Source organism: Anabaena sp. UHCC 0399 (genome assembly GCF_034931465.1).
Taxonomy (GTDB): Bacteria; Cyanobacteriota; Cyanobacteriia; order Cyanobacteriales; family Nostocaceae; genus Trichormus; species Trichormus minutissimus.
Genome location: NZ_JAYGGZ010000023.1, coordinates 1 through 22455, shown reverse-complemented (window position 1 = coordinate 22455; position 22455 = coordinate 1). Strand labels below are relative to the sequence as shown.

The 22455-nt window shown below is 41.0% G+C and carries 24 protein-coding genes; 12 read left to right on the top strand and 12 right to left on the bottom strand.

Going from position 1 to position 22455, the window contains the following annotated elements:
- Window positions 1–7 precede the first annotated feature (7 nt).
- A complete protein-coding gene (locus VB693_RS14050) occupies window positions 8–685 on the bottom strand; it encodes a serine/threonine protein kinase (RefSeq protein ID WP_414579070.1) in 678 nt (225 codons plus the stop codon).
- Window positions 686–956: 271 nt separating this feature from the next.
- Here VB693_RS14050 and VB693_RS14045 point away from each other — a divergent pair, with 271 nt between their 5' ends.
- Entirely contained in the window at window positions 957–1484 is a 528-nt protein-coding gene (locus tag VB693_RS14045; protein ID WP_323266811.1) for a methylated-DNA--[protein]-cysteine S-methyltransferase, read from the top strand.
- Window positions 1485–1631: 147 nt separating this feature from the next.
- Here the strand turns inward: VB693_RS14045 and VB693_RS14040 are convergent, their stop codons facing one another.
- Window positions 1632–2483, bottom strand: coding sequence for an acyl-CoA desaturase (locus tag VB693_RS14040; RefSeq protein ID WP_323266810.1), 852 nt, complete (start codon window positions 2481–2483; stop codon window positions 1632–1634).
- 179 nt (window positions 2484–2662) lie between these two features.
- Here VB693_RS14040 and VB693_RS14035 point away from each other — a divergent pair, with 179 nt between their 5' ends.
- Both VB693_RS14035 and VB693_RS14030 read left to right on the top strand, forming a co-directional pair.
- Entirely contained in the window at window positions 2663–3880 is a 1218-nt protein-coding gene (locus VB693_RS14035) for a TetR/AcrR family transcriptional regulator (RefSeq protein ID WP_323266809.1), read from the top strand.
- A 411-nt stretch (window positions 3881–4291) separates the two neighbouring features.
- Window positions 4292–4720 (top strand): NUDIX hydrolase, encoded by a 429-nt coding sequence (locus VB693_RS14030; RefSeq protein WP_323266808.1) that lies wholly within the window; start codon window positions 4292–4294, stop codon window positions 4718–4720.
- Window positions 4721–4742: 22 nt separating this feature from the next.
- On the opposite strand, the gene VB693_RS14025 is transcribed toward VB693_RS14030, so the two are convergent.
- On the bottom strand, window positions 4743–5168 hold the full coding sequence (locus VB693_RS14025; protein ID WP_323266807.1) for a GNAT family N-acetyltransferase: 426 nt from the start codon (window positions 5166–5168) through the stop codon (window positions 4743–4745).
- Window positions 5169–5427: 259 nt separating this feature from the next.
- Here VB693_RS14025 and VB693_RS14020 point away from each other — a divergent pair, with 259 nt between their 5' ends.
- The 4 genes from VB693_RS14020 to VB693_RS14005 all read left to right on the top strand — a co-directional run bounded on the left by VB693_RS14020 (window position 5428) and on the right by VB693_RS14005 (window position 9005).
- Window positions 5428–7539 carry a TIGR00300 family protein gene (locus tag VB693_RS14020; protein ID WP_323266806.1) on the top strand — a complete coding sequence of 704 codons (2112 nt, stop codon included), beginning with the start codon at window positions 5428–5430 and terminating at the stop codon, window positions 7537–7539.
- Window positions 7540–7679: 140 nt separating this feature from the next.
- Window positions 7680–8183 carry a DUF2085 domain-containing protein gene (locus VB693_RS14015; protein WP_323266848.1) on the top strand — a complete coding sequence of 168 codons (504 nt, stop codon included), beginning with the start codon at window positions 7680–7682 and terminating at the stop codon, window positions 8181–8183.
- Between the two features lie 82 nt (window positions 8184–8265).
- On the top strand, window positions 8266–8676 hold the full coding sequence (locus tag VB693_RS14010) for a XisH family protein (RefSeq protein ID WP_323266805.1): 411 nt from the start codon (window positions 8266–8268) through the stop codon (window positions 8674–8676).
- Complete coding sequence (locus VB693_RS14005; RefSeq protein WP_323266804.1) at window positions 8667–9005, top strand: XisI protein; 339 nt, start codon at window positions 8667–8669, stop codon at window positions 9003–9005. The genes VB693_RS14010 and VB693_RS14005 overlap by 10 nt, the downstream gene beginning before the upstream one ends.
- Before the next feature lie 127 nt (window positions 9006–9132).
- Here the strand turns inward: VB693_RS14005 and VB693_RS14000 are convergent, their stop codons facing one another.
- From VB693_RS14000 to VB693_RS13990, 3 genes are all read right to left on the bottom strand, one after another.
- Window positions 9133–10188 carry a CHAT domain-containing protein gene (locus tag VB693_RS14000; protein WP_323266803.1) on the bottom strand — a complete coding sequence of 352 codons (1056 nt, stop codon included), beginning with the start codon at window positions 10186–10188 and terminating at the stop codon, window positions 9133–9135.
- 96 nt (window positions 10189–10284) lie between these two features.
- Window positions 10285–10962: an N-acetylmuramoyl-L-alanine amidase gene (locus VB693_RS13995; protein WP_323266802.1), complete on the bottom strand. Its 678-nt coding sequence runs from the start codon at window positions 10960–10962 to the stop codon at window positions 10285–10287.
- Window positions 10963–11010: 48 nt separating this feature from the next.
- Window positions 11011–12639, bottom strand: coding sequence for a DUF655 domain-containing protein (locus tag VB693_RS13990; protein WP_323266801.1), 1629 nt, complete (start codon window positions 12637–12639; stop codon window positions 11011–11013).
- Between the two features lie 215 nt (window positions 12640–12854).
- Between VB693_RS13990 and VB693_RS13985 the strand changes: the two genes are divergently transcribed.
- On the top strand, window positions 12855–14024 hold the full coding sequence (locus tag VB693_RS13985) for a cysteine desulfurase family protein (RefSeq protein ID WP_323266800.1): 1170 nt from the start codon (window positions 12855–12857) through the stop codon (window positions 14022–14024).
- Between the two features lie 10 nt (window positions 14025–14034).
- On the opposite strand, the gene VB693_RS13980 is transcribed toward VB693_RS13985, so the two are convergent.
- Together VB693_RS13980 and VB693_RS13975 are read right to left on the bottom strand one after the other, a co-directional pair.
- Window positions 14035–14286 carry a hypothetical protein gene (locus tag VB693_RS13980; protein ID WP_323266799.1) on the bottom strand — a complete coding sequence of 84 codons (252 nt, stop codon included), beginning with the start codon at window positions 14284–14286 and terminating at the stop codon, window positions 14035–14037.
- A gap of 150 nt (window positions 14287–14436) precedes the next feature.
- Window positions 14437–14757: an addiction module antidote protein gene (locus tag VB693_RS13975; protein ID WP_323266798.1), complete on the bottom strand. Its 321-nt coding sequence runs from the start codon at window positions 14755–14757 to the stop codon at window positions 14437–14439.
- Window positions 14758–14885: 128 nt separating this feature from the next.
- Here VB693_RS13975 and VB693_RS13970 point away from each other — a divergent pair, with 128 nt between their 5' ends.
- A complete protein-coding gene (locus VB693_RS13970; RefSeq protein WP_323266797.1) occupies window positions 14886–15626 on the top strand; it encodes a DUF1995 family protein in 741 nt (246 codons plus the stop codon).
- 238 nt (window positions 15627–15864) lie between these two features.
- Here VB693_RS13970 and VB693_RS13965 read toward each other — a convergent pair whose 3' ends face one another.
- Window positions 15865–16458, bottom strand: a complete 594-nt coding sequence (locus tag VB693_RS13965; RefSeq protein ID WP_323266796.1) for a hypothetical protein — start codon at window positions 16456–16458, stop codon at window positions 15865–15867.
- A gap of 183 nt (window positions 16459–16641) precedes the next feature.
- Complete coding sequence (gene thiD / locus VB693_RS13960; protein WP_323266795.1) at window positions 16642–17496, bottom strand: bifunctional hydroxymethylpyrimidine kinase/phosphomethylpyrimidine kinase; 855 nt, start codon at window positions 17494–17496, stop codon at window positions 16642–16644.
- 9 nt (window positions 17497–17505) lie between these two features.
- On the opposite strand from thiD, the gene VB693_RS13955 reads away from it, so the two are divergent.
- A complete protein-coding gene (locus tag VB693_RS13955; RefSeq protein ID WP_323266794.1) occupies window positions 17506–18273 on the top strand; it encodes an N-formylglutamate amidohydrolase in 768 nt (255 codons plus the stop codon).
- 56 nt (window positions 18274–18329) lie between these two features.
- On the opposite strand, the gene VB693_RS13950 is transcribed toward VB693_RS13955, so the two are convergent.
- The gene (locus VB693_RS13950) at window positions 18330–18764 is read right to left on the bottom strand and encodes a hypothetical protein (RefSeq protein ID WP_323266793.1); all 435 of its coding nucleotides are present in this window, start codon (window positions 18762–18764) and stop codon (window positions 18330–18332) included.
- A gap of 125 nt (window positions 18765–18889) precedes the next feature.
- Here VB693_RS13950 and VB693_RS13945 point away from each other — a divergent pair, with 125 nt between their 5' ends.
- The gene (locus VB693_RS13945; RefSeq protein ID WP_323266792.1) at window positions 18890–20740 is read left to right on the top strand and encodes a S8 family peptidase; all 1851 of its coding nucleotides are present in this window, start codon (window positions 18890–18892) and stop codon (window positions 20738–20740) included.
- Window positions 20741–20851: 111 nt separating this feature from the next.
- Entirely contained in the window at window positions 20852–21085 is a 234-nt protein-coding gene (locus tag VB693_RS13940; RefSeq protein ID WP_323266791.1) for a hypothetical protein, read from the top strand.
- Here the strand turns inward: VB693_RS13940 and VB693_RS13935 are convergent.
- Window positions 21072–21395: a thioredoxin family protein gene (locus VB693_RS13935; RefSeq protein WP_323266790.1), complete on the bottom strand. Its 324-nt coding sequence runs from the start codon at window positions 21393–21395 to the stop codon at window positions 21072–21074. The two genes, VB693_RS13940 and VB693_RS13935, sit on opposite strands and share 14 nt — an antisense overlap.
- Window positions 21396–22455 lie beyond the last annotated feature (1060 nt).

Below are 22455 nucleotides of genomic sequence, written 5' to 3'. Positions count from 1 at the left end.
CAAGTATTTAAGGAAGTAGAGGAACTGTTTTCTGTTTTCTATTTTTTAATAAAGTAAAGAAACGATAAGTTTTGCGGACACCATCAAGTATAAAGTAAGGAATCCTCAGCCGCAGAGGTGAAAGGATGGGACGATATAACCAGTAATAGGCTCTCTTGAGATTATCCCATTTAGAACATTTATCCTCATGTAGAAAATCGGAAATATCTACTACTAAACCTCTACCTTCATACATCATCACATTGCGTCCGTGAACATCGTGGGGGTAAAGTCCTCGCTGACGCGCATAATCTAAAGCCTTATCTATATCTTTTATCACCTGTTTGGGGATACGCAAACCCCGTGGGATGCAATCGTATAAAGTCACCCCATATAATCGCTTCAGGATTAAACAGCCGTCTTTTGCATATAGACATTCCGAAAATGCTGGGTGAGAACCGAGACGACGATATACTTCCACCTCTTCTGCAAATCCTGGTCTTCCAGGTGCGTAAATCTTGACTACCACTTCTTGGTATTCAGCGTGACAAACCACAGCCGCATAGTTACCTCTACCAATCAATTGCCAAGAATGGGGGAGATAGCGAACTTCTACAGGATCGTGGGGATTGACGCTTTCGACTTGCAATTCAGGCAGTAACTCTTGATGAATATGCTCAATCAGTCGATGAATATGCTCACTCATACTGGTTTCGGCTGTTGATTCAGTAAATAAAGCCATTGGTCTTCACCAGTATATTTCATAGCATTACCAACTAGATTTACGTTTATTGAAGTAGAAAAACGCCTCTCTATATTTGTTCTCACTCACGCCAAAAGTTTTTCGACTGATACATGAATATCTAAGTCAGCAATCTACTAGCCCATCATCTTAATCATAGAATACTGTTAATTGAACAGATACTTCAATTTATAATTGATATTTATACTAATATTTTTTACATCAAGCTGATATTGTGGAATTACTTGTTGACAAAATTAATTCAGAAATAGGGACAATTCTCATTGTCTCTGATGGGGAAAAACTTTGCGCTCTTGATTTTGCTGATTATGAGCAAAGAATGTTAAAACTGCTTCAGAAGCGTTATGGTAAATTTTATCTCCAGGAAGCGAAGAATCCACAAGGATTTAGTAGCAAAATTGAATCTTATTTGCAGGGCGATGTTTACGATGGGCAAAGCCTACATACCAGCTTAAATAACATTCCAGTCAACACTGGCGGAACGACTTTTCAACAGCAAGTATGGCTTACCCTGCGAACTATTCCTTGGGGAACGACTATTTCTTATGGTGAACTAGCAGCAAAAATCAATAAGCCGACTGCTTATCGTGCTGTCGGCTTGGCTAATTCTTTAAATCCAGTTGCAATTGTTATTCCCTGTCATCGGGTAATTGGTGTAAACAATCTACTCACTGGATACGCGGGGGGAATAGAACGAAAGCGTTGGTTGCTCAAACATGAAAGACTGGTTTGTAATTTGTAATTGGGCATTGGGCATTGGGCATTAAGGAAAAAGTTTCCCTCCTTTGTCTACCACACTCCCCAATCCCCACTACCGTTCGGCTGACACGGCTCGACTGAGCTTCCCTACGGGACGCGATGCGATCGCCGAACGTCTCACGGCGAAAGCCTACTCCCTACTTAACGATGGGGGTAATATGACTTTTTTCGCTAAACCTAGAGTTTGTAAAAGTTTAATGCTCCACCAAGTAACATCAATCTCCCACCACTTGAAACCGGCTTTTGCGACATGGGGGTAGGTGTGATGGTTGTTGTGCCAGCCTTCGCCGTAGGTAACGATAGAAACCCACCAGAGATTACGCGCATTATCATCAGCATCAAAGGTGCGATAACCCCACATATGGGTTGCAGAGTTGACGAACCAGGTGGAGTGCCAAAGTAATACGGCTCTGAGAAACATACCGTAGATGACAAAAGGCCATCCGCCCAAAGCGTACAGCAATAATCCCATAGGAATTTGCAAGAGGAGAAAATAGCGATCTAACCAGCGATAGAAAGGTTGTCTTGCTAAATCAGGGGCGTATTTTTTGTAGATTTCATAATCAAAAAACTCGGAGCGGGGATATAAAATCCACAACATATGACTCCACCAAAAGCCCCGCTTGGCAGAGTATGGATCTAAGCTGATATCTTCGGTGTGGGCGTGATGCTGGCGATGTCCTCCAATCCAAAAAATTGGCCCTCCTTGGAGAGCCAAAGCACCGATGATGGCGATCGCATATTCTAACCATTTGGGTACTTGAAAACTCTTATGGCTGAGTAATCGGTGATATCCCAAACATATGCCAATGCTGCCAAATAGCCAGTGCAGAAATAACAGCAAACCCAGTGCTGACCAAGAGAAAAACCAAGGGGCTAAAAACGCTAAGGCATGAATTGTGCCAAAAAATGCCACATTTATCCATCTGAGACGCAATGAATTTTCTCTCTCAGAGGCGAACGCCAGATTTTTTGCGGTCATAAAAATTCCTATTAACTATTTCTGTAGCAATTTGCTCTTGGATCTGGTGCATTCATAGCCAACAAGGAATTTACCCACTTGGCATTCATTTCGTTACAGTAGACTAGAGCAAGTATCACTTACATTTGGTATGCTAACAAATCTCTGGTTTTAATGCAAGTACCACTTGCATTTTCTTTATGAAATCTCAATCTTTGTCTACACGTCAACGTTTGATTCAGGCAGCTCTAGAGTTGTTTACGGCTCAAGGGGTCAGTGCCACGACAACGCGCCAAATTGCGGAAAAAGCAGCAGTTAACGAAGTCACCTTATTCCGTAATTTTGGGAATAAACATGGATTATTGTTAGCTGTACTGGAAGAATCGGCAGCTTTTACACATTTAGGTGAATCTCTAATCAGCCGAGCTACTCCTCCAGGTGATGTTTACCAAGCCTTGAAAGATTATGCAAGTGACACTTTGCAGGCTTTAGAAAGAATGCCAGAATTAGTTCGGTCTGTGGTGGGAGAAGCTGACCAATTTCCGGCTGAAAATCGTCGCGCTTTGGGAAGAGGATTAACAGAGGCTAACCGCTATGTAGCTCAATACTTAGTTACTGTAATTCAACAGGGAGATTTAAACACCTATCTGCCAGCAGAAAAACTAGCTAGCTTGCTCAATGGCATGATTTTGGGATATGCGGTGATTGAATTTACCAGTGAATTTCATGAACTGTGGGAAAGTCGGGATGATTTTCTAGAGAATTTAGTAGAGTTATTTCTGCGTGGTGCTATGTCATCAGTTACCAGCAGCTTACTAACAACCTATAACACCCAAGAAATAGCTGATTTACCTGCTGTTTTAGTTCACGAAATTCTCAGACAAGCCAAAAGGTCGGGCGTCCAAGATTATGCGATCGCTTATTTATTATTTGCGACTGGTTTATCCCCCCAAGAAATAGTCGATTTGCAGCGCAATCACCAAATTTATGATCCTCAAAGTCACTTACTGCAAATTACCACCCCTGGGTATGTTCGACAAGTACCTGTCAATCAGTGGATTTTAGGAAAACGCTATGGCTCTTATACCAACAATCCGTTAATTAAATGGCTGAAAAGTCGTAAAGATAGCCAGGCTGCGATGTTTCTGGATGCAACAGGTAAACTCATTGCAGAATCGGAGGTGTTGCAATATTGGCAAACATGGACTCAAGGATTGTTAACTCCCCAAGGAAAACCACCAGAAATCGCCCAAGCACAACATACCTGGCGCGTAGAAATGTTGATGCGTGGGATCAGTCTAGAAAATTTGAGTATCCTTACCGGTTGCGATCGCGCTCAATTACAAGCCTACGCCCATAGAGCTAGAGAAAAAGCAGCATTAGAGCAAGCAACTCGTTTAGATCAAAAGCCTGTCTAGGAATTGGCTACTGGAGATTGGGTAAAAGTTATTTTTATTACTTTTTTATGGGCGATCGCTAGTTACTATCTGTCTTTGAGTAGTAGTTTGATAAGTCCCTGAACAGCGAAACTTTCTGTTAAATTATCCTAAATTCAAGGCTTTAATCACCATAATCTCCAGTAATTCTCTGTTTGGCATAGGTCTCAACCTAGCTTTTATTTATTTTGCTTTTGTCGTCAAGTCCCCAGAGATTATTTTAAATTTTTCATGTGGGCTGAATTTTTGCATACTTTTATTCGGAAAATTTACATCTATTTGTGGTATTGAATAAAGTTAAATATATCTTCACTAAAATTCATCTGATATCCACTCTCCGTATTTTGGAGTCAAAATCGTACACAAAAACAGCAATACAGGGAGATAATTCCTATGAGCCGAAAAGTCAACAAAGTGCTGAAACAGTCCGGAGTAATCCCTTATCGAGTCAAAAATGGTAGAGTGGAAGTCTTGCTGATTACAACACGCGATCGCCAGCGTTGGGTCATGCCCAAAGGTGGGATTGTCAACGGCATGACTCCGCCTGCTTCAGCCGCTAAAGAAGCTTGGGAAGAAGCAGGCGTAATTGGGCAGGTAGAAGCTAATAAATTAGGTACTTATAAATATCGCAAACGAGGCAAAATTTACTGTGTGAAGATGTATTTATTGCCAGTTGAAATAGTTAGTAGTCATTATCCAGAAGCTAGTACAAGATATCGACGCTGGCTAGATGCTAAACAAGCGATGAAGTTAATGAAGAAATCTCCTTTAAAACGTATCTTAAAAGGCATCATCCAGGCAAAAACACAAGCTTGTGCATAATTTCTTCTACCATCCCTAACTTTTAAATTTGTTTTTCTAAAAAATATCGCTCATATCCTGGAGGATAATCTTTCAGGACACCAAAAATTTGATAGCCCAAACGTTCATAAAAACCCAAGGCTTGAAAGCTAAATGTATCGAGGTAAGCACGACTACAACCCCGTTGTTTAGCTGCTACTTCAGCCTTCAGTAAAAGTTGCTGTCCATAGCCTTGACCTCTTAGCGTCTCAGCTACCCACAGGTGAGAAACAAACAACCATCCCCAGTGTGTTTTCCCAACTAAACCGCCAACAATTTCACCTTGAGCATCCCGAATGAAAACGCTGAGGGGATAAGCAATGTCTTCATTGTGTTGACTATTGTTGTTATATTCTAGGATTTTGCTAATTACAGCCCGAATATCTTGGGGATCAGGACTATCCTCTACACAGACGGTGAACTCAGTCATTTTTAATTTAAATTATTAAAACTAAATGAGCCTAAAATAGCACGATATTGCAGCCTCAGAGTTATACTACTAAGTCCTCACTCTTTCAATAACCTATAGGTTTGTTACCATTACTTTGGCTTTTCCAGTAATGGAATCAGAGCGAAACTTTTGTAAATCCGGCGATGATCTAGAGATAGATACTAAGTCAAGGATTATACATTGCTGGAAAAGAAAATACTTTTGTCTGAACTAAGTTTGTAGTATTTGTAATATTTTTATGACTTCCCGGATTCGTTTTTTGATGTGCGCTCCTGACCACTACGATGTGGACTATGTGATTAATCCTTGGATGGAAGGAAATATTCACAAATCATCACGCGATCGCGCTGTGGAACAGTGGCAAGGGTTACACCAAATCCTGAAAGAACACGCAATTGTCGATTTGGTGATACCCGAAAAAGGTTGGCCAGATATGGTTTTTACTGCCAACGCTGGTTTAGTGTTGGGTAAGAACGTCGTTCTTAGTCGCTTTTTACACAAAGAGCGTCAGGGAGAAGAACCATACTTTAAACAATGGTTTGAAGGTAATGGTTATACAGTTTATGAATTACCTAAAGACCTACCCTTTGAAGGTGCAGGCGATGCACTCCTAGATAGAGAAGGGCGTTGGTTGTGGGCTGGTTACGGTTTCCGTTCAGAATTAGATTCTCATCCTTATCTCGCCAAATGGTTGGATATTGAAGTCTTATCCCTGCGTTTAACTGATGAGCGTTTCTATCATTTAGATACTTGTTTTTGTCCTTTAGCTAACGGCTATTTGCTGTATTATCCCGGCGCGTTTGATTCCTACTCCAACCGCTTAATTGAAATGCGCGTTGCAGCCGAAAAGCGCATCGCCATAGCTGAAGCCGATGCTGTCAACTTTGCTTGTAATGCAGTGAATGTAGAAAGCATCGTGATTATGAACAAAGCCAGCGAGGGCTTAAAGTCCCGTCTAGGAGATGTTGGTTTCCAAGTGCTGGAAACACCACTCAAGGAATTTCTCAAAGCAGGTGGTGCAGCGAAATGTCTCACCCTACGCGTTACAGAACCTGTACAGGCTGAAGTTCACGCCAATGTATCAGTCGAAAGCCGGATTATTCGTTTAGAGGGTCATTTGCTTGACTCTGGCTTAATTAACCGCGCCTTGGATTTGATTGTCGATACTGGCGGTAGTTTCCAGGTTCTGAACTTCAACTTGGGAGAACAACGGCAAAGTACCTCCGCAGCTGAGGTAAAGGTTTCCGCACCTTCTCACGAGGTGATGGAAGAAATCATCTCCCTATTGATTGATTTAGGGGCGGTAGACTTACCACAAGACGAACGAGATATCAAGCTTGAGCCTGTAATTCAAGATGGTGTTGCACCTGATGATTTCTACGTAAGTACAATTTATCCTACCGAAGTCAGAATTGATGGGCAGTGGGTGAAGGTAGAAAATCAGCGCATGGACGGCGCGATCGCAATTACTCAAAGTCCCAATGGTCTACTAGCACGGTGTAAAATACTCCGTGACCTCGAAGTAGGTGAACGAGTGGTAGTTGATGTGCAAGGTATCCGCACCATCCGCAAAACCGAATCGCGGGAACAACGCAACTCCCAAGAATTTAGCTTTATGTCGTCTGGTGTTTCCAGTGAACGGCGTGTGGAATTGGTCGTGGAACAAGTCGCTTGGGAACTGCGAAAAATCCGTGATGCTGGTGGTAAAGTAGTCGTCACGGCTGGCCCTGTGGTCATTCATACAGGCGGTGGTGAACATCTATCACAGCTAATTCGGGAAGGATATGTGCAGGCTCTGCTGGGTGGAAATGCGATCGCAGTCCACGACATGGAGCAAAATATGATGGGTACATCCTTGGGTATGGATATGAAGCGTGGTGTCGCCGTTCGTGGTGGACACCGCCATCACCTCAAGGTAATTAATATCATTCGTCGTTATGGCAGCATTGCCAAGGCTGTAGAAGCTGGGATAATTCGTAATGGCGTGATGTATGAGTGCGTCCACAATCAAGTACCTTTCGTCCTTGCTGGTTCAATTCGGGATGATGGCCCCTTACCTGATACCCAAATGGACTTAATCAAAGCACAGGAGGAATACGCCAAACAATTGGAAGGTGCGGAGATGATTTTAATGCTGTCATCAATGCTCCATTCCATTGGGGTAGGGAATATGACACCCGCCGGCGTGAAAATGGTCTGTGTAGATATTAACCCGGCTGTTGTGACAAAATTGAGCGATCGCGGTTCAATAGAATCCGTCGGAGTAGTTACAGACGTGGGATTATTCCTGAGTCTGTTAATCCAACAGTTAGATAAGTTGACAAGCCCCTACATTTCTAAGGTAGGTTAATTAAGAGTGCTGAGTTCCCAGTAGTGAGTGCTGAGTTAAAAGACCACCGACTCATAGGTGGTGCTTGTAGCTATTACATAAGTGCTGAATACTTTTTACTCACTCAGCACTCAGGACTACATAAGGCGCACCCAAAGGAAATGGTAAGAGTAGCTTTAACAAAAGAGTTGCAGATTAACTGGGTTAGCTTCATTGCTGACTTCATGCTAGCGGGGATGGTTTTTGGCCCTCCCATCGCTCCTTTTCTAGCTGCGTCTGGAGTCTGGTTACTTGGGGGTATTGCGGACATCATTTATTTCATGGGTAATCATGTATGTCCGCAACCAGAGATGGGCTTAGATTTAGCACCCCCATTTATTATGGCTGTGTGTATGCGCTGTTATGGTACTGTCACAGGATTGCTGATTACTCGCTTGCTGTATGCTGTGACTGGTGGTAAAGGTGTTTATTGGCTCAGTCAGTACGGCTGGAATGGTGCGGCGTTAGCTAGCGTGTTAATGATGGCGTATCCTGTGGAATTAGCAGCGCAAATTTTTGGTCTATGGGATTTTAATAATTATTTAGTTACACCCTTTGGATTAATTACAGGTTTGGCTTGGGGTTTATTTACAATGCCGATTTTACATGGTTGGCAGCGTGATTAAACTAAGTCAGGGGACTGGCGAATAGTAAATATTGTGTATTACCTACCTTTAACCAGCCTAATCTTGAGGATAGTGAAATACTATGGCAAAAGATAGATTTCATCATATCGTCAGAAATGCCTTAGAAAAAGAAGGCTGGAAGATTACGGCTGATCCTTATGAAATTAATGTGGATGATGTAGATTTTGAGATTGATTTAGCTGCAGAGCAACTGTTAGCCGCAGAGCAAGAAGGCAAAAAAATCGCAGTAGAGATTAAAAGTTTTATCAGTCCATCAAATGTTTCAGAATTTCATACTGCCTTGGGACAGTTTTTAAACTATCGGGATGCGTTAGATAAGATTGAACCCGAACGCCTACTTTATTTAGCGGTGCGCGTCCCAGTTTATGAAAGTTTTTTTCAACGGAGATTTATTGCCTCAGCAGTTGTCAAATATCAATTGCGATTGATGATTTACGATGTACAAGAAGAGGTGATTCGTCAATGGCTGTAGAACAATATCGGCAATATATTCGACATCTTCTTTCCGAACGGCAAAAACGAGCCGCAAGGCAACGAAACGCCGAAGAGTATGAAGTACAGACAATTTTCGACGAACAACAAGACCACTATCAATTACTTTATGTCGGCTGGCGGGGAAATAAACGCGATTTTGGCTGTATTTTACATCTTGATATTAAAGATGGGAAAATTTGGATTCAGCATGATGGTACTGAAGAAGGAATTGCCAATCGATTAGTAGAAATGGGAGTACCTAAACAAGATATTATTTTGGCGTTTCATGAACCCTATATACGCCAATTTACTGAGTTTGGAACTTGAGAAATATTGTAGGAAAAAACTTAGATACATCCAGGAGTTAAGTATCACGCCACTAAGGTGTGTTATGGTTTTAGCCTAACGCATTACCATATAACGGTGCTTAATAAAAATATTAAAAATGCTAGTATTATTCATCATCAACAGCACCAAGCATTATTCTGCAACAGCGCAGCAAATCTTCGTAAAATTTAAAAGCTTGTGTACCCATCTTATTAAGTCTATCTCTTGCCTCAAGGCGATGCTTTGGCACTGCCAATTCATCAAGATGCATAGAAAATAAATGTCCTCCTGCAATTGACCAAATGTTCACGTTTAATTCAGATTGAAAATCGCTTAAAATACTCATAAAATTTTTTCTTTTCTCCTCAATTTCAGGATTTAAAAACTCGTGCATTATATCTGCCCAACTATCAATAAAATTATCAATACTTTCTAAATCTTTATTATGAATAGTGTTTCCTACATCATGTTCTTTCAAAAATATTGCACCTCGTCCATTTGGAGGGAACCTTTTTAGCAATTCAATGAACAGTTTTCTGTCTTGCTTTATAGTAATAGCTGTATACTCGAATCTTTCTTTTATTTCAGAAGATAACACATTATTAGCTTTGCTAAATTCTAATTCTTTAGAATAGAGAACTGGAGTTAGGTGTTCAGGAATGCCTTCTAACTGAATTTCTAAACAAGCAAACTTATAACCGTCTTCAAAAGTACGATTAGCTCCTAATGCTTTATAGAAGCCAACTGAAAATGCTATTGCAGCAATATCTCCAATAGGTTGATTCATGCCAATCACGTAGGGAATATAATCGGCAATAGCTTTTGCTTGGCTCTCTGAGTGACAAGCATTCAAAACTACACATTGAACCTGTGTTGATACTAGCTTGAACAAACTGCTAAGTGCTGAAGGAGCAACAGGTTGAACAGTTCCTGTAATATTTTCAAAGCATAGTTCACCTGTACTCATTCCATGCCCTGAAAAGTGAACAATCTGCGGCTCGACATCAAAAATTGCTTGAGTTATATCTCCTGGACGCACGGCTTCGCGAGCATCCAGTTGGAACGTATCTCTTTGCTTCGAGAGTTGTAGTTTCTCACGTATCTCTCGTAACTCTTGTCCTAAACGTAAACGACCAGCATCGCTGGGATCAGATGACAGAAATAGAATTCTAATTTTATCCATCTGTAAAAAGATAAGTGATGTTGAGCTAAAGTAGACGGATTAGCTATATTAGTTTTAACAGTGTCATTGCGGTAGTGTCATTTCAGTCGCAACGCCTTACAGGCTTCTAAACCACTCAGTAATACCCTCTGCTAGAGTTTTGACTAACCGTTCCTGGGGATTTGTCGCCTCCTCAAAGTCTTCAGGGTTGCTCATAAAACCTAACTCTAATAACACTGATGGCGCACTATGGGGACGTGTGAGTGCTAGATTCTGCCAATATAAACCGTAAGAAGGTCTACCTAAATCATCAACTAAACGGTTGTGTAGTAAGACAGCTAGACTATGGGCTTGGGGATGATACCAATAGCTACTCACACCTCTGGTATTTTCCGCATCACCATCATCTGGGAGAAATCGATAGTGAAAGGTAAGAGCGATCGCAGGTGATTCTTGATCTATAATTTTCTGACGTTCTGCAAGGGACAAGTCTTGATCCGATTCCCTAGTCATCACTACAGTTGCACCTCGCTGCACTAACTCATCCCGCAATAACTTTGTCACTTGCAAATTCAAGTCTTTTGCTAAATAACCAGTTGCGCCGGCTGCACCCAATTCTGTACCACCATGTCCGGCGTTAAGTACAATTTTGAGTCCAGATAAAGGCTTGTTTTGTCTGTGGGAGATTACGGAAGAGTCAGCCAAATTCCAGGTTTTATCTTGCGCCCACGTTAAGCTGGAAGTTGCCAGAGAATTGAAAACTATTAATCCTATCAGTAGTGGTATGAATTTCATTCCCTCTGCTCAATTATTGACTCAATTCCTGACTACGAAATAAAATTTTTATAATTCAATATAACCTTGCCAATTGCCTATCATTTTATTACTTATCCCTGGAACTTTTTCTAAATCTTGTAATGAGGCAAATTTCTTTTGTTGACGGGCAATGATAATTTTGTCCGCCAATTTTTTACCAACTCCTGGTAAAGTTGCTAATTTTTCCCAACTATCTGTATTGAGATTTACGATTTTACTTATTTTATCTGTACTAGAAGTTGGAGTTAAAATCTGAGGACATTGTTTCTGTTCTAATTGAATTTTGGCTTGAATATTTTCTGGTACACCAACTTTACCTTTAGTGTAAAGACGTGCAAATTCACGCACATAATGAGCAGCGATAACAGGATTTTCAATTAATATTAACGTCTCATCATTAGCATTATTGGCTGCATCTGACCAGTTATGAGAACCTGTAATTACTGTTTGTTGATCAACTACAGCAAATTTGTGATGTAATAAATCTCCTTTAGGTAAAGTAGGTACGCCAACAGTAGTAATAGGATTTCTCCAAGGTTTATTATCTAATTCATATTTACATTTATTACTTAAAGCCACCCCCATCATATCTAAAGCTTCGCTGTAAGGACGATAGGCAAATTGTCTGTCAATCAAAGCCCGAATTGATATATTTTGTTGATGACGGGTTTCTAAAATATTGGCAAGGCGTTGTTCAGAAAAGACAAACAATGCCATATCAACAGATTGAGTAGATAAATTTAAAGTTTCACCAATTAACCCATTACTGGTATTACTCCAAGGTTGGGTAGGTGAAGTAGGAGAGAAATGTATGGTAATTTTGTTGTCACCTAATGTAATTGTTTCGGGAGAGCGCACAGGTTTTTTTAAACCAAATTTACTATCTGGTTTACCTCCTACGCCATCACCCCACATGAGATTAAATTCTTCTGTCAATAAAGTGGCTATCTCTGGGCTATCAATTTCTAAGAAATTATTAGGATTACCTAAGCTGGTAGGATTAGTGAAATCTCCATGAATATCACTTAAGGTAAAATTAGCTGAAGTAATAATGACAATTCGATTATCTACAATGACAAATTTATGGTGCATCAAGCTACTACCTGCTGAACCATCCGCTTGATCATCTATTAACGGAATTTTGGCATTTTGTAAAACTATCAAAGCATCTCTTTGATTAATTTCTTCTTGGCTGAGTTGATTATCTTGATTTTGGTCTACAAATTTAAAATATTCTAAATATCTGTCTTTTTCTCTGAGGGGTAATTTCTTGATTTCCTCAGCAGTGAAACTACTCCAGGGACGGCTATAGTTATTTTCTAAAATTACCCTGACTTTAACCCCAGCCTTGTGTTTATCGCTTAAAGCCTGGGCAATTCCCGGTAAACGTAATTCTTGTACTGCTACATCTATGGTAGATTTAGCTTGGAAAATGGCATCAATAATCTGCTGTTCTAAGTTATCTCCCAATCGAGTTTGTTGACGGTAAGGCTCTCGATATTCGGAAGACTCAGACTGATTAAAGTAAACTTTCACAAATGGGTCTTGTGGTAGAGCCGGCAGACGCGCATTCTGAGACTGGACTCTTTGACAAGCAGCGATCGCCAACAACAAACACAAGACCGAAAATTTTCTCAGTGTAAGTAAAATCTGCACGGTAATCTGCTAAAAGTGGATTGGGAGTGAACATATTTATCATTCCCAAAATTATCTATCCCATAAAAATCTATCCGGCGACGCGTAATCAATCAATTTTTTAAGGTTTCAGCAATATACTAAACTCTACTGAGTGCTGTTAGCGTAGTGGGGTGTTAGTCCATCGGTTTTTCAACTCATTACTCATTACTCAGCACCCTTTATTAATTATTAATATGCAAATATATCTAGATTACAGTGCTACTACCCCCACGCGCCCAGAAGCGATCGCAGCGATGCAAGCCGCACTCACCCAACAATGGGGGAATCCTTCTAGCCTGCATGAGTGGGGACAACGTGCAGCAACTATTGTAGAACAAGCTAGGGTACAAGTAGCGGGTTTAATTAATGCCGCCAATCCCGATGCTATCGCGTTTACTTCCGGGGGTACGGAAGCTGATAATCTAGCAATTATGGGTGTGGCTAGGCTGTCCGCAGTTCCACAACACATGATTATTTCCAGCGTGGAACACTCAGCGATTACTGAACCAGCCAATTTACTAGAAAAGTGGGGTTGGGAAGTCACCCGTTTGGGAGTAGATAAAAAAGGTAGAGTTAATCCCCAAGACTTAAAAGCCGCCTTGCGACATAACACGGTTTTAGTTTCTATTATTTACGGGCAAAGTGAAATTGGTACAGTCCAACCAATTGCAGAATTAAGCCAGATAACCCAACAACATGGGGCTTTATTCCACACTGATGCAGTCCAAGCCGCAGGACGTTTACCGATAAATGTACAGCAGTTACCTGTAGATTTACTGAGCTTATCTAGTCATAAATTATATGGATCGCAAGGTGCAGGGGCTTTATATATCCGTCCTGGTGTGGAATTGATACCCTTACTCGGTGGCGGTGGACAAGAGAGGGGTTGGCGTTCTGGGACACAAGCATTACCCGCGATCGCCGGTTTTGGAATTGCAGCTGAACTTGCAGCGCAAGAACTAGCCACAGAAACACCACGTTTAATTAAGTTACGCGATCGCTTATTTTCTTTGTTAGCCGATGTCCCCGGTTTAATCCCCACCGGCGATTTAGAACATCGTTTACCCCACCACGTTAGTTTCTGTCTAGAATCCGCCGACGGTGAAAAACTTAGCGGTAAAACCCTAGTCCGCCAACTTAACTTAGCAGGTATTGGTATTAGTGCAGGTTCAGCTTGTCACAGTGGTAAACTTAGCCCCAGTCCCATACTCTTAGCAATGGGTTATCCCGAAAAAGCTGCTTTCGGAGGAATCCGCCTCACCCTAGGACGTGATACCACCCAAGCTGATATCGATTGGACAGCGATGGTATTAAAGCAAGTTTTAGAAAGACTTGTCCCGAAGTTATCTTTAGCAACGGGTTAACTTAATTAACTCAGTATTCATATCTAACCTGATACTCACTAGTTTCAACTATATTGCCTATTTGTTGGTTGATACTGCTTTGGCTAAAGTAAATATCTTTTGGATTTCCTGTATTATCGTCCGATATCTCAAAATGGAGTGTGATTTCTTTACTATGGGGGTTAAAAACTGTTTCCAAGTATCTCAATTTTGAGAAAACGGGAGTTTTGTCGCTGTCCACAAATTCGTAAATACTACCCGGTTTAAATTTGAGCTTTTCCATCGCAATCTCCATATAGCTATGGAGCTAATTCTAAGCTGCCAAGAATCATCCAAACCCTATCTAGATGGGGATTTATGATTCCAGGATAAAGATATTCATTGCCGTTGGTTTTAACTTAATCATTATAGATACAAGCGTGTAATAGGAGATTCACTCTGCCCCAGACTGCATGATTTTTTGTGGTGTGAGGCAATATCCCATTGCTTTCATAATAGAATTAACGTTTTCAAGACGTGGATTGCCATTGCTAGATAAAGCTTTTTGTAGACCTCGGCGCGTCATACCTGCTTGTGAGGCTATTTCACTAATTCCCCGTAAACGGGCGATCACACGCAAGGATGCCAGTAATGCGCCAGAATCATTGTCTTGTGCGTATTCTTGAAATATCTCGGTCAAATAATCATCAATTTCTTCAGGGTGCTTGTGGAAGTATTCTTCCTCAAATTCATCAAGTGTTTTAAATTTTCTCACGACTTCAGATACTCCTTCCGGTTAGGGTTATAGAAAATCCAAACATAATTCTCTCTGGAACTGAGGGGTGAAAATCAGAGCCAATCCTGAAACAATAGGAGTACATACGAAATAGCCATATACAGATTATGCCGGAATTGCCAAATAGTTTAGAAGATGCGATCGCCCAAGCGCGTGAAGCCACCAAAGCCGCTTTAGCAGACGGTTATAGCCGCATCCAAGTTGAGTTACTGTTTCCAGAACTCAAGTTTATGCCCGTTGCAGAACAATTTCTCCCAGTCTTTACAGAATATGAATCTCGCTTGAAAATCTTTTTTGCCGATGCTGGCGCGGCGGGTTTAGCCCGGCGGGATTGGGCAGATTCCCCATTTAAAATTTTGGATATTGGTACAGGTAGAGTTGCTTCTATCCAATCCAAAATTCAGCCAGAGGATGAAATTTTCTTATTTATCGCCCCTACATCTGTAGAAGTGCCGCAACTGGAAAAAATTTGTGAAATAATAGGCGATCGCCCCTTCGTTATGTTGAACCCCCGCCTAGAAGATTCCGGCGTTGTGGGCATTGGTTACGCCGCCAGACAAACCCGCAAACGTTTCATCAGTACCATTGAGTCCTGCTATTACCTGCGTCCCGTAGATGATGAAACAGCTGTATTCCGTTGCTACCCTGGATTGTGGGAAATTTGGGTAGAAAATAGCAACACATGGTCAAAAATAGCCGAATTGCCCAATAAACCATCCGGTGATGAAATAGATTTAATTCTCGCCAAAGGACAACCACAAACATCTACAGATAGCACTGCTGCACCAGGGAAAAAGCCCAATGTGTTTAAGAGTTTACAACGGTTTATTAAGGCATTGAATAGTTAGGAGCAAACAATATTAGTCAACCGCCCCACCCACCAGGGCATGGGGCGTTAAAAGGGGGCTAAAATGGAAAAAAATTACTTCAGAGAAATCGCCAATTGCGAACTACTATTTTGAAGATTAATTCTGAGTTGATGCAGATAGAAAAACAGCCAGTTTCACCAAATGATCCTAGTCAATTCGATTCACTGCAATTGATGAATCAAGATAACCAATAGAGATGGATTTCTATCTTCTTGTACTAGCGATTTTGTTGTTCAAATAGGGGACGCACAATTAAATATCCAGCCCCAAAAGCTGTCAACATAATGAACACAATACTGATTGCTAACCACCAACCATTAACTTCCTTAGCCTCTGACTTAGAGGTAGGATAGTAACCTACTTCTTGTTCTTCAATCAAGACTGTTTCTGGCACAAGAGGATTGATTTCTACTACAGGCACAGCAAAACTAGTCTGACGGCTTTTGCTGCTAGACGCTTCAGGTACAACAGGCTGGCGTGAACGAGTAACCTGTGAGCGTGTTTTAGCTTCTGAAGACTGATGATTACTGGGGATATTACTCACTTCAGGGTGAGAATTTGGAGTAATACGGTAATCTACTAGTTTTTGCAAATGTATAAAAGATTTAACAACTTGAGTAATTTCATGGCGCAGGAGTTGATTTTCTTGCACTAATTGTTGATTTTTAGCAGTCAGCATATCCAACTGTGACTGTGTTGCTTTTAATTCTCCTGATAATTCCCTATATACGTATAATGGTACGGAGGTTGGATGAGTCGGAGATGTTGGTTTTGATGGATTGCCATGAACAGAACCGGTGGTTGTTCGCATCGCTTGCTTGGTATCAAAATGAGGTTAATTAAAGTATGCGCCATCCTATCAAAAGATAGTCAGCCTTACAACTAGCGCAATGAGTATATGGAAAAATACTCTTATTGCCAAAATATCTCAAGTTATATTGTCAGGATTTACACATTAGTTAATGGGCATGGGGAATAGAAATTTGACAAATGCCTAGCGTTGATTAATGGCTACACTGTGTAATTCTTCGTTGGATAACAAAGGAAAGAAGTGTCCTACAGGGCCTTGACCTTTGCCGATATCTAAGGCGTAAGTGAGTGCATTGGTAACATATTTTTTAGCTTGTTGTACAGATTGCCATAAATCTTTGTTTTTGGCTAGATTGGCCGCGATCGCAGCTGATAAAGTACAACCAGTACCATGAGTATTCTGAGTATCTACTTGCTGTGCAGTTAAGGTTTCTAACTTTTGCCCATCAAACCAAATATCAACGCCACGGGCATTTCCTAGCATTCCCCCACCCTTAACTAAAACAACTTTCGCCTTTAAATTGCGATGAATTACTTGGGCTGCTGCCCTCATATCATCTAAGGTATTTACCGTTAAACTGCTGAGAATCTGGGCTTCGTAGCGATTGGGTGTAATAATAGCTGCCTGGGGAATAAGTTGCTCGCGGAGTGTCTTAATAGCATCATCATCAATTAATTGCGACCCAGTGCGTGATACCATCACCGGGTCAACAACTAAGTTATCAATTTGTAAAGCCTCTACTTGCTGGGAAACAGCCGCAATAATTTCTTGGTTCAGCAACATTCCAGTTTTCGTTGCTTGTACGCCAATATCCTCAACGACTGCTCGCATTTGGGCTATAACAGCCTCTGGCGGCATAGCATCAACTCGCGCCACCCCTAGAGTATTTTGAGCCGTAATGCAGGTTATAGCACTAGTACCGTGGACACAATGAAAGGCAAAGGTGCGTAAATCAGCTTGAATTCCCGCACCGCCTCCACTATCTGAACCGGCAATGGTTAAAGCAACAGGAATTTTGGATATTATTTCAGCATTCATATTAATCAAATGGATTTATTTACTATTAAGACACCGATATCTAAACCAGTCCCAGTAGTTGCTAATCTCCCTCATAGTGGGCTAGCAATTCCCCAAGAGATAACTACACTATTATTTCAGGCATATCTCCCCAACCAAGATTGGCATTTAGATAAACTATATGATTTTCTCCCGCAATTGGGAGTAACAGTCATGCAAGCTAATTACAGTCGATATGTAGTTGACTTAAACCGAGAAAAAAAAGAACCCTTAGCAGGAAATTTCTGGTCATCTGTTGTACCGCTACAAACAGCATTTGGTCAACCAATTTATAAAAATAATCCCAGAGTAGAAGATATACAAAACCGCATCCAAAACTATTATCTTCCTTACCACCGAAAATTAGAAAAACTCCTAAAAGAGAAAGTTCAAGAATTTGGTAAAGTTTATCTACTCGACTTACACAGTTTTGGCGGATTAATTGATGACCAAATATGTTTGGGGAATCTTAATGGGAAAAGCTGTGGCAACTTCTTGATATCAACAGTCGAAGACAGTTTTGTATTTCAGGGCTACCAAGTGGTGAGAAATAAAATATTTACTGGCGGTTATATCACTCGACATTACAGCCAAATAACAGGGGTTGAAGCATTACAAATTGAGGTGAAATATCATGTCTATTTAGATAAAATTCAGCTAGATCAGCCACGTCCGCCTGATTGGGATATATCCCAGTTTTATCAAGCCAAGGACAAATTTAGAGATATTTTTGACAAGCTACTTAATAAACTACAATGAATACCATCTCAAATTTAAATGTCAATTAATTAAATTCTGACTAACGAGACTAATAATTACTGATTTTGTTCCTGATGTAAGTTTTGCAATGCCGCTTGCAAAAATTTACCCCATTCTGCTGCTAAGGGAATTTCTGTAAACGGAACTTTCACCGATTTAGTTGTGTCGGTAAAGATAAATTCTAGCTCAATAGAACGACTCTTATTAGGTAAAGAATGAATATCTATTACTTTTTTATCTATCAAAAGTTGGATTTTTTGGACATCAACTAAAGAAAAAGTTTCTAGTTGAATTAGCCCTTTGGCTGTGGGTTTACCCCAAGTGATATCGTTATCTTTTTGACCCAAGACCGCATAAATATCATACTTAGCGCGATCAAATTGCTCTGCCCAAGTACGATAGGCTTCAACTTTTTGATACTCCTTTGACCCTTGCCAAGCCAACCAGAAAAATATTATTAATAGAGGCAACCATAAAAGTCCACGTTCCATCGTTTAAATAGTCCTAAGTCAAAAATTTAACTAAAAAAGGTTAACTAAATTGCCAAGTCCACCAATTAGGGACACAGATAAGTTATCGTAGTGAGCAAACTGGCAAAAAGCGGTGATGAGTTGGTATGAGAAAACTTATAATATTGTGCTTGTTTGTCATCGGGTTGGTATCGGCTGTATTTGGGTTTCTGAATTTTCAGGGACTAGCAGCTAAAGGCGAATTTCAGACAATTTTGTTAGATTTTCGGGAAGATATTCCAGCCGAGGTGATCAAGCAAGATTTACAAGCGATAGCTCAAAAATACAACGTTACTCCTCAACTAGATAATAAATTCTCAGCACGAGACAATGTTTATATTATCAAAGGCGATCGCAAAAGACTCAAAGAACTAAAGAAATCTTCCTTTGCTAAAGCTACAGAAATTATCGAGCCGAACTACATCTATAACCTAATTGAGCCAGCAGCCAAACCTACTTGGCTAGGCGAAATATTAAGACCCCAGAACGGCGAAGATGTACAACCCTCATTAACTGCACCCAACGACGAATATTACAGCAAACAGTGGAATCTCCACAAAATCGGTGTTGAAGGTGCATGGAGTCAAACTAAAGGCAGTGGCGTAACTGTCGCAGTCATTGACACAGGCGTTACCAAAGTCCGGGATTTGCAAGAAACAAAATTCGTCAAAGGTTACGATTTTGTCAACGACAAAGAAGAAGCCAGCGATGACAACGGACATGGTACACACGTCGCCGGGACTATCGCCCAAGCCACCAATAATAAATATGGTGTAGCGGGTATTGCCTACGAAGCCAAACTCATGCCCTTAAAAGTGTTGAGTTCCTATGGTGGCGGGACTGTTGCCGATATTGCCGAAGCCATTAAATTTGCAGCTGACAAAGGCGCAGATGTGATTAATATGAGCTTAGGGGGTGGCGGTGAAAGTCAACTTCTCAAGCAAGCCATTGACTATGCCCACAGAAAAGGTGTAGTCATCATTGCCGCCGCCGGTAACGAAAACGAAAATTCTGCCTCCTATCCCGCCCGTTACCCCTACGTGATTGGAGTTTCAGCATTTGGCCCCAATGGCGAAAAAGCCCCCTATTCTAACTTTGGTGCTGGCGTTGATATTTCCGCACCTGGTGGAACTGATGCAGGGGCAATTCTGCAAGAAACCATCAACGAACAAGGCGAAGGCGTGTTTCTGGGACTCCAAGGTACAAGCATGGCTTCTCCTCACGTTGCCGGTGTAGCAGCTTTAATCAAAGCGAAAGGCATCGAAGAACCAGAGGAAATTTTAAAAGTTCTCAAGCAGTCAGCAAGAGTCATTCAAGACGATAGCTTAAACTACTACGGTGCTGGACAACTCAACGCCGAAGCAGCAGTGAAACTCGCCATCGAAGGGAAAATCAGCTTTCAAGATTTCTTCCGGTGGTTACGAGATAACGGCTATCTCAACCCTGGCTTTTGGATAGATGGCGGTGCGGTAGCATTATTACCAAAGGTATTAATGGTAGTTGGTTCTTATCTCCTAGCCTGGTTTTTGCGGGTTTACTTCCCCTTTGCTTGGAGTTGGTCATTATCTAGCGGTCTAATTTTTGGTAGTTCTGGGTTATTCTTCCTCAAAGGTATCTATATCTTTGACCTACCCCAGTGGCCTTTCCGCGTTTTAGGTAGTTCCTTACCCGAATTAGGCAACACCATCCAAGGAACTGGTGCTTTAAATCCCATATTTGCCAGTGTATTAATTCCAATTGTGTTAATGGCATTACTACTAGGTCATCCCAACTGGAAATGGTTCGCCATTGGTTCTACCCTAGGTGTAGCCGCTTGCTTAACAGTCAGCGCAGTTTTAGACCCAGCCGTTTGGGGCTTAGGTAGTGACAACTTAGCCAGGATATTCCTCATAGCCAACGCCTTACTCTGTTATGCACTAGCACGTTTAGCATTGAATAACGAAGGACAAACAGCGTAGAGGGGAGTAGGGGCAAGGTAGACAAGGTAGAATTTTTACTTGTATAACTATCCCCACTCCCTACTTCCTACTCAGCACTCCCCACTCAGCACTCCCCACTCAGCACTTATTATGAGCATCACAGTTACAGGTAAAATTGAACGCCGTGAACTTGGCATGGGTACATGGGCATTAGTCACCGATGAGGGTGCTACCTATGAAATCCTCAAGGGTGCAGATAAAGAATTACTCAAAGCTGGGCAAAAAGCTCAAGTTAAAGGACAGGTGCGCGAGGATATCATGACCATTGCCATGATTGGCCCTGTCCTAGAGGTAAAATCCTTTGAGGTGATTAGTTCTGATTAGCAGTGGAATTGATAACCTGCTGTAGACGAGTTCTAAATTCTCCTTTGGGATGTCCTCCTTTCACTTCACCGATGATTTGGAATTCACCTTCTGGAGAATCACAAATAATGTAGGTAGGCCATCCCATTTCAGATTTATCAGGATACTGGGTGAGCAGAATCTTGCGATATTTGCGATAGGTCGCTGTATCCTGCATTTTTACGTCAATAAATTGCAAGCCTAGTTCTTCAGCCACCTTTTGGTCATAAAAAGACATTTTGTGGCAGATACCGCATTCTTCGGAAGAAAATTTAATAACAGCTAAACTCATGTAGCTTTGTATCTCTTTTAGATGTAGCCGATATGCCGATATACTTAAGTATATCTCTAGACATAGCCGTATTAATCTATCACGGGGTAAAGATTCTAGAGAAAAATTCTAACTGTGAGAAAACCGAGACATAAGCATTAAGATATGCTCTCTCAGCACAAAAATCATAAGTAGTTCTCTACTAAGATAGAGCCATCGCCTGGAATCATACTATCTTGAAGCAGTAAATTATCCTGTAAATCAGGTATTTTTTTGCTCCATGATGAGGCGATGGTGTACTCACCCACAGTAGGCGACAGTCTACAACCGACCACAGGTCATCGCAAACCCATTCTCTTCCCAACATATACTTACTTAAGTATATGCAAACACTACAAATCAGGGCGAGAAAAGAGTCAGCCAAAATTAAGTAATCATAATCACTCAATGGGAACTTTTTTCAGATTACTTATTCAAAATATGATAGGTAATGACTCTGCGATAAATTTACACCTACTCTGTGGAAAATAAGTTATAATTCCTGAGACTCAAGAAAATCTAGTTAACAGACTGTGACATTCACACCAATAACACATTATCTGGGCTAGAATAAAACTCCAATCTTGAGCTAAAGTGTAGCCCCAAGCAACTACCAATCACCAGAGCAGACCAATTAAACATCTACCCTTAAAGGCTCTAGCGATTACCAAAGAAACAGGGAAGTTAGTTATTAAGGTGTATCTATCAATTAATTTTTCCAGGATAAATTTCTGTCTTCCGGATAAATTTATCTGATGGTTGACTGTAGTTTTTCCAAAAAAAAGCCCCTAGTGGTGGCAGCCAGCCAGGGGAGTCAATTATCAGGGTGCATCTACCAATTAGTTGTTCTATGATTCAACAATAAATTCCGGAGGAATTGTCACAAATGGAGTTGCTTTTTTGCATACGAAAAAAAAGCTCTCGTCGGTGGCAGTCAATTAGGGGAGTTATTGATTAGGGTACGTTCATCAAAGTAGTTAACGTTTTTCAGAAGTAATCAGTATCTCCTAAATAAACTTGTTATTGATGGAGTTACTGATTG

Coding starts and splice junctions, on each gene's coding strand:
- VB693_RS14015 (WP_323266848.1), top strand. CDS start 7,680: ATGGTAAGAGTAGCTTTAACAAAAGAGTTGCAGATTAACTGGGTTAGC.
- VB693_RS13995 (WP_323266802.1), bottom strand. CDS start 10,962: ATGAAATTCATACCACTACTGATAGGATTAATAGTTTTCAATTCTCTG.
- VB693_RS14000 (WP_323266803.1), bottom strand. CDS start 10,188: ATGGATAAAATTAGAATTCTATTTCTGTCATCTGATCCCAGCGATGCT.
- VB693_RS14040 (WP_323266810.1), bottom strand. CDS start 2,483: ATGACCGCAAAAAATCTGGCGTTCGCCTCTGAGAGAGAAAATTCATTG.
- VB693_RS14020 (WP_323266806.1), top strand. CDS start 5,428: ATGACTTCCCGGATTCGTTTTTTGATGTGCGCTCCTGACCACTACGAT.
- VB693_RS14035 (WP_323266809.1), top strand. CDS start 2,663: ATGAAATCTCAATCTTTGTCTACACGTCAACGTTTGATTCAGGCAGCT.
- VB693_RS13980 (WP_323266799.1), bottom strand. CDS start 14,286: ATGGAAAAGCTCAAATTTAAACCGGGTAGTATTTACGAATTTGTGGAC.
- VB693_RS14025 (WP_323266807.1), bottom strand. CDS start 5,168: ATGACTGAGTTCACCGTCTGTGTAGAGGATAGTCCTGATCCCCAAGAT.
- VB693_RS14030 (WP_323266808.1), top strand. CDS start 4,292: ATGAGCCGAAAAGTCAACAAAGTGCTGAAACAGTCCGGAGTAATCCCT.
- VB693_RS13970 (WP_323266797.1), top strand. CDS start 14,886: ATGCCGGAATTGCCAAATAGTTTAGAAGATGCGATCGCCCAAGCGCGT.
- thiD (WP_323266795.1), bottom strand. CDS start 17,496: ATGAATGCTGAAATAATATCCAAAATTCCTGTTGCTTTAACCATTGCC.
- VB693_RS13950 (WP_323266793.1), bottom strand. CDS start 18,764: ATGGAACGTGGACTTTTATGGTTGCCTCTATTAATAATATTTTTCTGG.
- VB693_RS13985 (WP_323266800.1), top strand. CDS start 12,855: ATGCAAATATATCTAGATTACAGTGCTACTACCCCCACGCGCCCAGAA.
- VB693_RS14050 (WP_414579070.1), bottom strand. CDS start 685: ATGAGTGAGCATATTCATCGACTGATTGAGCATATTCATCAAGAGTTA.
- VB693_RS14010 (WP_323266805.1), top strand. CDS start 8,266: ATGGCAAAAGATAGATTTCATCATATCGTCAGAAATGCCTTAGAAAAA.
- VB693_RS13940 (WP_323266791.1), top strand. CDS start 20,852: ATGAGCATCACAGTTACAGGTAAAATTGAACGCCGTGAACTTGGCATG.
- VB693_RS13965 (WP_323266796.1), bottom strand. CDS start 16,458: ATGCGAACAACCACCGGTTCTGTTCATGGCAATCCATCAAAACCAACA.
- VB693_RS13935 (WP_323266790.1), bottom strand. CDS start 21,395: ATGAGTTTAGCTGTTATTAAATTTTCTTCCGAAGAATGCGGTATCTGC.
- VB693_RS13945 (WP_323266792.1), top strand. CDS start 18,890: ATGAGAAAACTTATAATATTGTGCTTGTTTGTCATCGGGTTGGTATCG.
- VB693_RS13955 (WP_323266794.1), top strand. CDS start 17,506: ATGGATTTATTTACTATTAAGACACCGATATCTAAACCAGTCCCAGTA.
- VB693_RS14005 (WP_323266804.1), top strand. CDS start 8,667: ATGGCTGTAGAACAATATCGGCAATATATTCGACATCTTCTTTCCGAA.